Raw genomic sequence first — 9,696 nt, 5'->3', positions numbered from 1 at the left:
GGTTTGTCATTTAAGTTGGAAGTTATTGAAATTTCTTAATTATAGATCCCTTCCGTAACCCGTTCTCCATAAGCTGTTTCAGTAGTAAAATATGACTGTACAATTGTGATATGATCTCTTTAAAAATATGTTTAATTATTTGTGATGGTTCTTTCAAATATGCTACTTTATCGCATCAAAACATAATAACACATGAGAACATGCAAGGTGGAAAGAATGATGTGCATTCTGAAATAATTCAACATCAATTAAGGAATCTCTGAAACCAGGATAATTTCCATTCTATCATAAGCATATTCCACTGATGATTCTACCAATGGTAACCTCATAGATTAGTAAACAATCCATCATTCCTATACAATTAACTTCTCACACTGATTTTATCAGTTTATATCAGTTGTGTGTAAAAACTCGAAGATTACTAACGATTCTTATAGAACCTCATCTTAGCTATTATCCAAAAATTATGCAATTCATTCCTGGAACAAGTGATCTGAAGACAAGGAAAGTCTTTGTTATTATCTTTTACTTGTCAGCAACTGTTATGTTGTCTATTTGCATTTTTGGGTTTTACGTAAGTGTTGGAGAATATCTGAAAACTGGTAGGATAGTTATCGGTGCAGCGCTAGCAAATATTGAATTTCCATTTCCAGGCCATACAAACTTGGTAACATGTTTGATGATAACGTCCTTGTTATCATGGTTTTGCGTTACTAAGCTTGCAGAAGACAAGATGAATGGTATCCCTCTCTTAGTTAAGGTTATATTGCAATTAGTAATGCTTGCTGTCGCAGTCATTGCCATTTATGAATTCATTTATAATCTTCTCTTGTGGAATTCCTTTTCGACAATCAGTTTGGTAAAGGATTCCTATAAACTGGATAATCTAACTGTGCCATATCCTGACCCCAAGACACCCTGGAATCTCGTTTTTGCAATACAGATGATTCTCGCTGGACTTCTTATCTCTGCTCACGGATTTTACATAATATCAAGAAATATCTCTCAAAAGCAGGATAAACACAGCTGAATGTAAATCTCGTTTTTACGACTGTTATTACTGATAACGTGCTATCTTCTAACTTGGTTGTATTAATTCAGGATCAATTCTGTTCTCTAGATCATCGTAGTCTTTCATGATCGTTACAATGTGACATCATAGGCTCAAAAGAGGTAATAAATATACACTACGATCTATAAATCTCAAGACAAAGATCTTGTATATAAAAATCCCATAGGAATGCCTGAAAAAATGCTTCGTAAAAGGAAGGTGGCGAAAATAGTTTATAAACAGCGCAAATAATCAAGGGATCCTCTACCTTAGATACATGCTTAAGTGTCATGTATGGGTCGCTCGAAAGTTGGTTAGCATAATACATTTAGAAGTAAAATTCAAACCTGATAACATTCGGAGCTAATAGAAGACGAAGTGACATTGACCCAGAATCTGCTTCAAACAGTCCAGCATCAGAATCGAAATGCATTGGATTATAAATTCCCTCTCAAAACAATAATTTGGCTGTGGAAATTTTTCAACCCTATCTTTTTATAGCTAGCTTTCCAGTTTTTGGATTAGTGTTAGTAACTAGGTGGGTGCTGCATGATTGGAGAAGAAAAAAACAAATCGCTAGATAGTCCAAGGATCATAATTTACTCAGCAACGTTATTTTTGACTGCTTCTAGGCAACTGCTTAACCAAACTACGTTCTAAAGAATATAGAATACAAGGCACATCTAGATAATAGCAAGACACTGAAAACATTCTGAACTCTGATGGCGATCTAGAATCTGTATTTTTTGAGTTATGTTTGTCGCATCATGCCAGCCAACTTGAGTTATTCCAAGTTCTCGCGGATAATAATTTAATGTTGGAAAATAGTCGATAACTCAATCAATGAATTAATTAGTACAAATCATAAATAACCCAAATAGTCTTTAACAATGATATTTAAGGTACAAGGGCTAAGGAAATTAGCCTTTTCCATGACCTCTCCTCGAAGATCTCAGGAGTATATCCGCCTATATTCACCTTCTTCGAAACTCTTTTGGTTAGGTAAAGACCAAATAGCCCTAAAGTATACCAGAACTTACTATCTGGCTTTGATGTAAATGACTTTAATGCCCATTTGAACATATGGTATGCATTAGGATGATACTCGGAAACATAATCCAGTAAGGCTTCGCTAGAGTTGTATAGTACATAATAAGCATGTTCATAAAGCTCCTTCTTAGTAGCGTAATTTACTCTATGGATCCTAGAACCTCCTCTAAATAGGTTGTAAACGATTGAATCAATGTTGTTCTCAGATTCAATTGTATTTTTACATCTCCCTATTGTAGAACGCACGTGAGAATCGCTTCCTGCAATGGAGTACATGTTATGATGTTCTGCAAATTTGTTTGCAAGGATATTAGAAAAAATATCTACGTTGTTGCTGTTAAATGATTCTATTAAGTTGCAAAGGCTAGCTTTTCCACGTATACCGTTTGAAACGGCAAATGGATGAGCTGCGCAAGACACTGCATTCTGAAGTTTTATTTGATCCAAAGTTTCCTCTAATGTCATTCCGGGTCTAATAGTTTGGTATATACCATATGCAAGCACGTGTCCTCCGTTTTCTATTGTTATTTCTTCCGCCGGATAAATCTTAATATTATAATATTTTTGATGGTTTTCCTGGTATCGAAGTATTTCATTATAGCCCTGTAGCGTGTTATGGTTGGTAACAAAAAGAGCATCGATCTTTTGTCTTAGCGCGCTGTCTAAAAGTTGTTCTATCGTAACTCCGCAATCAAATGGGATGCGATCTGAGTTGCTCCTAAAATTTGAATAAACATTATGACAATGAGCTTCTAAGTTAAGAATTTCTGTCGTGACACCTATACCTTCTTTAACTAGGATATAATTTCCCGTATTATTAGCATATCGGAACTCCTACTGCAAATTTGAGAGTAACAATTTAAGAGTCCCATCTGTCTGAATGAAAATTTAGTCGATAAGCTAATGGCTTTGTTTTGCTTCTTGCATAGCGGCCATTTGTATATTCCACTTAAAAATACGATCGCAACTCAGCTGTAGAAAAGATTAACAAATGGCATCCTTGATAGCTTAAATTGACTAGTGCGATAAATACATTAAGGTGCAAACCATCAGTGAGTTGCTACTGTTAATTGCTTGTATTCTTTACACACGTATCGCAGTATTTTTCTATTAAAATAATCCCTTCACCAACATCGAACAAAGCTTCCTGACTTGCCTTAATCCCACAAGTTACACAAACCTTAGGTTTTGAATTAGGGTAGCTAGGTTGGTCTTCAAATGCTCTCAGACGGATAAACTTTTTGTACATTTAATTCATTACCTGACCATTTGTTATGATATTGGCAGTGAAATAACGAATTCTGTTCTCCATTTCTCTATTTATCTTCCATGCCTAATAAGAACCTGCCTATATTGATCAGTTGCTTCACGATGGCTCATACGAACCTATATGCTTATCACAATTGAACGGTTGCATTCTATTTTGACAATTAAGTAACTAAGTTTCGATTAGATTCCTTTATCTAATTAGTTAAATGTAATATAATTGAAAAGAGATAGAAGCAAAAATGGGTACGAACAACGCGCGACGTTGTATTATTTAGCACATGCCATACTTGTCCTGCTACATTTGAAAGTGTAGTCTTCGTTGCATTTTCTATTTCCTCCCACTCTGCATTTATCCATCCTCTGTATGAGAGACCACAAACTATCCAACGCATCCTTTTCTTTTGCCCTGTTTCTGTACCGTCATGAAGAGATGTACTGTATCATTGAACTTTTCTATATTTCTTCAGGTTTTTGGGCATCTGAGAATAGTTTGCGCATCAAATCACTCCATTGTTTCGTAACGACCGATTTTACTAATATTTCAGCAACCTTCGGAACAAACAGAGCTAATCTGTCCATATGCTCGTCTAGACTTCGATTGCCATTTACACCTTGTAAGCCGCATGGTATAGTGCCAGCTTCCCTGTAAACTTTTCAGCTCTTCGCATATTTTAATTATTGGTCTAGTCAATATGATATGACTTTGAAGCGCTTTGAGATTGGCAATTCAATTGTACTGGTACTTATACTAATTGTGTTGTTGACATTTACGACCATGTTTAATTCCCATGAGATTGCTCTAGGCGTCATATCAAGCTGCGGCACCAAACTCAAAGTGTCAATCATGGGGCTTCCTGATCAAAAGGGCAATGCTTCAGCAATAGTCGTTGTCAGCTTGAAGGCTCTAGCTACCACTTTGCCAATTCTACTATATTAATTCCAGGTATAGGGATAGGACAAGTTATATTGGGTTTGCAAGGAAATCAATCTGGCCTATATTCAATTGTAATCAAAGACCTTCCTTCAGAAATGCCGCGAACCTCATTTTTTGGAACAGGCATCCCTAAGGATGAAGTATGTCCTGCGTCATCTCCTGAATTATCCCATTCCCCTCCAGGCTACATATACATACCTGGGATTGGTCTTGCGGAATGGGTTTTGACTAAGGAATCGTAAAATAGAAATAATGGCGTGTCGGTCCGGTGATTCATAATAGATACCATTCCTTAGCCTTAACCACTAAAGTCCATCTTCAATTTACGTTCGCCATCTAAAGCTTATCATGTAGACTATCTATACGGCATAAGGGCACTGCGGACAGCTGCCATGTCACACTTTTCGCATGATTATTTTGGGATGTGTAGGATTACTCACTTGGTTTCACTTAACTTATGGCATGATCCCCTACTGTTAACGGATGCAAAAGATAAAAGAAGTCAGCAACGATTGTTCTAAAGTTACCATGTGCAGAATCAAAGATTGATATTAAAGAAATCAGACTATACTCGGTACTGATTTGCATCAGGTATCTCGTATCCGTCTATGCTACTTTGCATGGTGATAAAGGCAGGAAGTTTACCTGCTGCAGCGCAAGTGACCATATCATTATCATCCTTTATATTATCTAGTCCGGTGTCACCACCTCCGCTTTCGATATCAAAAGCAATTGCCTTTCTAGCACCATCGAGAATATTGTACGGATCTAGATTGCCCTGCTGAAAGGAGACGAGGAGGTTATCTGTGCCAAGAACATCTGGATATTCAGTTGCTAAGAGTTCATGAAATCGTTCAATCGTAAAGCATATTCACCTGCGGTTGACTAACCATGGTATTGATGTTGAAATTTGCAGATGCGCAAATACAAAGATCCGATGCTTGCAAGTAAAAGATAAATCATATCATGTGGAGAACTTATTCGTGTTAGGTCTATTCTTCTTTGCCTGCACTTCTGGGGGCCCTTGATGCTTGCATAACAGTAAGTTGTTGCAGCGCTAAAGCACAGGCTTAAATATGACAAATTGAAAGTATACTTGATAGTGTAATTATTGGACGAACCTTACGCTGTAGATGCCCCTCGTGGCGGCAGTCTAACAGCTTTTGAACCTGTGACACAAAGGCCAGCTGAATCTTCTAGACAGATAAACGATGGTGTTCTATGTGCTCAAAGAATAGCCAAGGTCTCTGTCATTACCTTGCTTAGTATAGGAATAGTTGAGCTCTTAATTGGCCAAATAAGCGGAAGTGTAGTTGCAACTGCTGATGGTATAGACTCTTTGTCCGACACTATGATTTCATTTATAGTCTTAATGGGCCTCATGATTGCGGCTCGCCCTGCTGATAAGAAATTTCACTTTGGTTATTACAAGGTAGAAAGTTTCGCTGCGTTAATAGCAGCAATAGGGATGATTGCAATAGGATCAATTATTTTATACCAATCTTCTAGCTCAGTACTCTTTCAGCATAGTCATGAGATACATCAACCCATTTTAACCATGGGGGTTTTGGCAGCTGCTAGTATAATTTCACTATACAGGGCCATTCAGATGCGGAAAATTGCAAATAAGTCAAATCTTCTATCATTAAAAACAGATGCCAAGAATTCAATAAAAGATGGCTCAGCTTCGGTTGTAGGTTTCCTTAGCATTCTGATTGCGACTCAATTTGGGTTTTCACAAATGGATGCGATCGGTAGTATAATAATAGCTGGATACATCTTCTCAGTTGCTTATGTATCACTTAAGCAATCATCGTTGATTCTAATAGATTCATGGCAGAACCCTAACGTCACTAAACTGGTAAGACAAATTGTTGAAGATAATTTCAAGAAGAAGGATCAAATTAGGGTTGGATCAATTTTACTGCGACCTGCTGGAATGAGGATAATATTTGCTGACATCCATATAGAAGTTGACGGTAACATGAAACTAGTTGACATAGAATTATTAACAAGACAAGTTGAGAGGGTTATCCGCTCAAAAATACCCTATATCAAGAAGATATCAGTAATTCCTCATTCAATTAGCTCGTTGTCGGCATCCCCTGAAGGAAATACCCAAGAGGAAGTCACTTCTTTGATGTGATTTATTTTGTATGGTTAATTTATTCTTATCCTCTCGAATTTGGGTCTGTCCAGTAATGGTTTCGGACTCACATTATGATAACACAAGCCATGATAATAGTACATCACACAGATATGTTAAAAGTTGATATCAATGTTAAAAACTGCTACATGATTTCAGGAGAAATAAACCGTATGCATTAAGAGAAATCATCTGTCTAAAAGCCCTGGACATCTTATTAGAAAGTCAATTTATAGTGGTTGACAGAATTATACATAATTGAATTAATGTGACATACCGATTTGGCACTATTTGGCTACTAAGATTAGATTGCCTCTCGGTAGTAGTCTTCTCACCTCCCTTATTACCTGTTCCCAGTACTACTTCAAATCATCTTCCCGTATTGAAGATCAATAGCAGTTTCATCTCTCACGTTGAGTGGGAAGTAAATTCTTGCAAATCAAGAATTGAAAGTATACTGATTAATGATACTTAGCTTAAATGACCTAACACTCGGACTCATACTGGCACTACTTATATTTACAGGTCTTCCACACATGTAGTACAAGCGAGTTTAGTTGCCAGTCCTTTTTTATCTAAAAGACAAATTGATCATTTCTATCTTTCTTTTGTTAACAAGCAAAGTGATATCACTTTGCCTATTATGATGGTGTATTCGTCGAATATATGATATTGCTTTTATAATCAAATATCCTCAATGTGTCCGATGAACTCCAAAACAACAATGGCTTTAAGCACACTAGCGATAGCAGCAGTAGTGTTGTTATTTGCATCAAGTCCCCTAGTCGGCAACCAATCAGCCTTTGCGGGAGGTGACTTCCACCATCACCATCACCACCGCTACTGGCGCTAGAGCTATCACAATTAGGGGAACCTAATTAGGAATCAAACACCCCCAATTTTCTCTTTTTTTTCTAAAATGCAACTAACTCAACTGAATATGTTGGGATGGTGTGACACCAAATTTCTGATGCAGATTTTATGAGTAGCATGTGACTGTAGCAGTAACATTGAAGAGGTTTTAGCTATAGACTAAAGTGTTTTCATGATAAGGCAGTATAGATCTTTGGAAGTGAAACTTCATATCTATAGCTGACATTCATATGTCCATCTTCGAACTCCTCATAAAAATGTCTGACATTCATTTTTTCGAGTTTAGAGTGAAGTATCCTAGCACCCCAATGAAGGTTAAACTCGTCTTTTGTACCACAATCTATGTATATTAGCTTCAATTTTTTCAAGTTACTGCTATACTTTTCAACCATCCTGATTGGATCCCATGATAGCCATCTATTCCAGACCTTTTGGAGCATCTCTCCTGTGTTTAGATCAAATGGTAAATCAACACCCATTTCTTTAGACTTTAGATTCGGAGAGTAATGCGCTGCCATAGCTAGCACATTCAAAGGGGGCCCATCTTTTCGTTGATGACGATTAGGTTTCTTCCAAAAATTATCTAGCCATTTCTTTGTTCCTCCTGCTTCTCTAAATGCATCTAAAGCTTTGGGAAAGTCTGGTAGGTATGAGTATTCAAAGGCTGAATCTCCGGAGTGGTCTGCTAATGCTTGAAATATTTCTGGATGCCGCATACCCAACACGATTGAACCGTAACCTCCTGAAGAATGCCCCCAAACTGCACGGGCAGAAATATTATACGTTTTATTGACGTATGGTACTACTTCCTTTATGATATAATCTTCATATCTTCCAGTTGCTGATGAATTTATGTACTGGTTTCCTCCAAATTTGGTAAAACAATCGAGCAAGACCAAAATCATTCTGTCACATTTCTTCTCAGAGATAAGGCGGTTCATTTTATCTTCGATGTTTTCTTTCAAGGGATCCGCGTTCAGCAGCATTTTTCCCTGCCCTCCGAATCCAACGAGTCCATAAACTGCGATGTATCCACGAGAGGAACTCTCAGCATAATCTGGAGGTAAGTAGATTATCAAATCCCTTATGTATGGGTCCCTCAGAGGATTGGACTTGAGAACTTTGCTTTCAAATCTGTGTGATATTACTCTTCCTTTCAACATACCTAATGTATACCATAATTCAAGTCATTAAAAGCGTTTTACATTAACTGGATCTGTCAACTAATTAACTAACTTACCAATAGGCAATGATGAACTCAACGAACCATCACATTACTGCCACCAACCAATATGGCTAATGTTGACATGCTAGTATAATAGATATTATTGTGAGCTCTTCTCTTTCTTTATTTGATTTTTTGCAAATATTCTGTATATCTAGGTGGCAGATAGGAGATTTTTTCTGGTTTTATCTTAAGGATAACTCTCTCCATATTAGGCGAATGCGCTGGATATCTTTCTGCGTTGAGATACTTCTTTGCTAGCTTGTCTATGTGTTCAACAGCGCCTTTAGTTGTCTGTTCAACTACTCTTCCTTTTACAGTTATCATACTGTATGGATTATCTTCATCAGCTATTGAAATTGATACTCTAGGATCTCTAGATACATTCCTCTGCTTGACACGATCCATAGCAGTATTTACTAGGATCATTTCTTCATGGCCTTCTCCATTTTCTTCTATATCTATCCATGTGGGTGTAACTTGTGGTGAACCATCTTTGTTTAGAGTACCTAAAAAGGCAAAATTTCTTCCTCTAAAGAATTTGATGAGTGGTTCAGTTAGTAGGCTTTTACTTTCCATGTGCGTATTCATAATTGACTCATTGCATGTTAGCAAACACCACTTAAAAATCAAACTTTGCTATCAAGCGGTATGCAAGTGTATAGTAATAAAACAGTGGACAAAAGATATGTTATTTTGCTACAGGTTCAGTCAACAAGACCTCTTCCTTATACCATAACTGGCGGCTAATATTGTACTAGATAGCCATCCTGTTACAATCATCTAAGGCCTGGTGTATCAAGCAGTAATTATCCTTGTTAAGGGCTCGCTCCTGATTAACTTCCTTCTTATCTGTATTCGATTTATATAATTTATCTATTTTTGACGTCTTTAATTTAGAAAGTCAGTAATGGTCAGTTGTTTTGGTCGATGGCGATGGTCCTTTTGTTGTTGTTCGTTTCTTAATTTCATTTCTACTTCCTTTTCTTCCCAGCTGGCTTCTGATAGTCCTAAAATACCACGAAATATATTGACAGTACTAGGTCCAAAACCCGCATAGTGATTATTGGCTGCTACTATTCCTAGCTTGACTCGTTCTTCCTCTTCTTGTACTCTCTTAATATTTCTGGACCACTTTCGCATTTCAG

At 37.1% G+C, this 9,696-nt stretch carries 8 protein-coding genes and 1 pseudogene; 5 read left to right on the top strand and 4 right to left on the bottom strand.

The genetic code is table 11. From position 1 onward, the window contains the following. Positions 1–466: 466 nt before the first annotated feature. Positions 467–1,030: a hypothetical protein gene (locus DYY65_RS09745; RefSeq protein ID WP_162477770.1), complete on the top strand. Its 564-nt coding sequence runs from the start codon at positions 467–469 to the stop codon at positions 1,028–1,030. Between the two features lie 918 nt (positions 1,031–1,948). On the opposite strand, the gene DYY65_RS09740 is transcribed toward DYY65_RS09745, so the two are convergent. Then, positions 1,949–2,566: a PHP-associated domain-containing protein gene (locus DYY65_RS09740; protein WP_162477769.1), complete on the bottom strand. Its 618-nt coding sequence runs from the start codon at positions 2,564–2,566 to the stop codon at positions 1,949–1,951. 1,507 nt (positions 2,567–4,073) lie between these two features. Between DYY65_RS09740 and DYY65_RS09735 the strand changes: the two genes are divergently transcribed. The 4 genes from DYY65_RS09735 to DYY65_RS12560 all read left to right on the top strand — a co-directional run bounded on the left by DYY65_RS09735 (position 4,074) and on the right by DYY65_RS12560 (position 7,303). Continuing rightward, complete coding sequence (locus DYY65_RS09735; protein WP_162477768.1) at positions 4,074–4,307, top strand: hypothetical protein; 234 nt, start codon at positions 4,074–4,076, stop codon at positions 4,305–4,307. Positions 4,308–4,336: 29 nt separating this feature from the next. After that, entirely contained in the window at positions 4,337–4,546 is a 210-nt protein-coding gene (locus DYY65_RS09730) for a hypothetical protein (RefSeq protein WP_162477767.1), read from the top strand. A gap of 869 nt (positions 4,547–5,415) precedes the next feature. Further along, positions 5,416–6,450 carry a cation diffusion facilitator family transporter gene (locus DYY65_RS09725; RefSeq protein WP_162477766.1) on the top strand — a complete coding sequence of 345 codons (1,035 nt, stop codon included), beginning with the start codon at positions 5,416–5,418 and terminating at the stop codon, positions 6,448–6,450. 706 nt (positions 6,451–7,156) lie between these two features. Then, on the top strand, positions 7,157–7,303 hold the full coding sequence (locus DYY65_RS12560) for a hypothetical protein (protein WP_162477765.1): 147 nt from the start codon (positions 7,157–7,159) through the stop codon (positions 7,301–7,303). A gap of 190 nt (positions 7,304–7,493) precedes the next feature. On the opposite strand, the gene DYY65_RS09715 is transcribed toward DYY65_RS12560, so the two are convergent. The 3 genes and pseudogenes from DYY65_RS09715 to DYY65_RS09705 form a co-directional block, all read right to left on the bottom strand. Further along, a complete protein-coding gene (locus DYY65_RS09715) occupies positions 7,494–8,486 on the bottom strand; it encodes an alpha/beta hydrolase (protein ID WP_162477764.1) in 993 nt (330 codons plus the stop codon). 185 nt (positions 8,487–8,671) lie between these two features. Next, the gene (locus DYY65_RS09710; protein ID WP_162477763.1) at positions 8,672–9,127 is read right to left on the bottom strand and encodes a PPOX class F420-dependent oxidoreductase; all 456 of its coding nucleotides are present in this window, start codon (positions 9,125–9,127) and stop codon (positions 8,672–8,674) included. Positions 9,128–9,439: 312 nt separating this feature from the next. Continuing rightward, positions 9,440–9,696, bottom strand: a pseudogene (locus tag DYY65_RS09705) (hypothetical protein); the annotation flags it as partial.

Source organism: Nitrososphaera sp. AFS (genome assembly GCF_009898475.1).
GTDB lineage: Archaea > Thermoproteota > Nitrososphaeria > Nitrososphaerales > Nitrososphaeraceae > Nitrosopolaris.
This window is presented reverse-complemented; position numbering and strand designations above follow the sequence as displayed.

What these genes read in the sequence shown, in the direction of transcription:
- DYY65_RS09745 (WP_162477770.1), top strand. Translation starts at nt 467, where the DNA reads ATGCAATTCATTCCTGGAACAAGTGATCTGAAGACAAGGAAAGTCTTT.
- DYY65_RS09740 (WP_162477769.1), bottom strand. Translation starts at nt 2,566, where the DNA reads ATGACATTAGAGGAAACTTTGGATCAAATAAAACTTCAGAATGCAGTG.
- DYY65_RS12560 (WP_162477765.1), top strand. Translation starts at nt 7,157, where the DNA reads ATGAACTCCAAAACAACAATGGCTTTAAGCACACTAGCGATAGCAGCA.
- DYY65_RS09715 (WP_162477764.1), bottom strand. Translation starts at nt 8,486, where the DNA reads ATGTTGAAAGGAAGAGTAATATCACACAGATTTGAAAGCAAAGTTCTC.
- DYY65_RS09710 (WP_162477763.1), bottom strand. Translation starts at nt 9,127, where the DNA reads ATGGAAAGTAAAAGCCTACTAACTGAACCACTCATCAAATTCTTTAGA.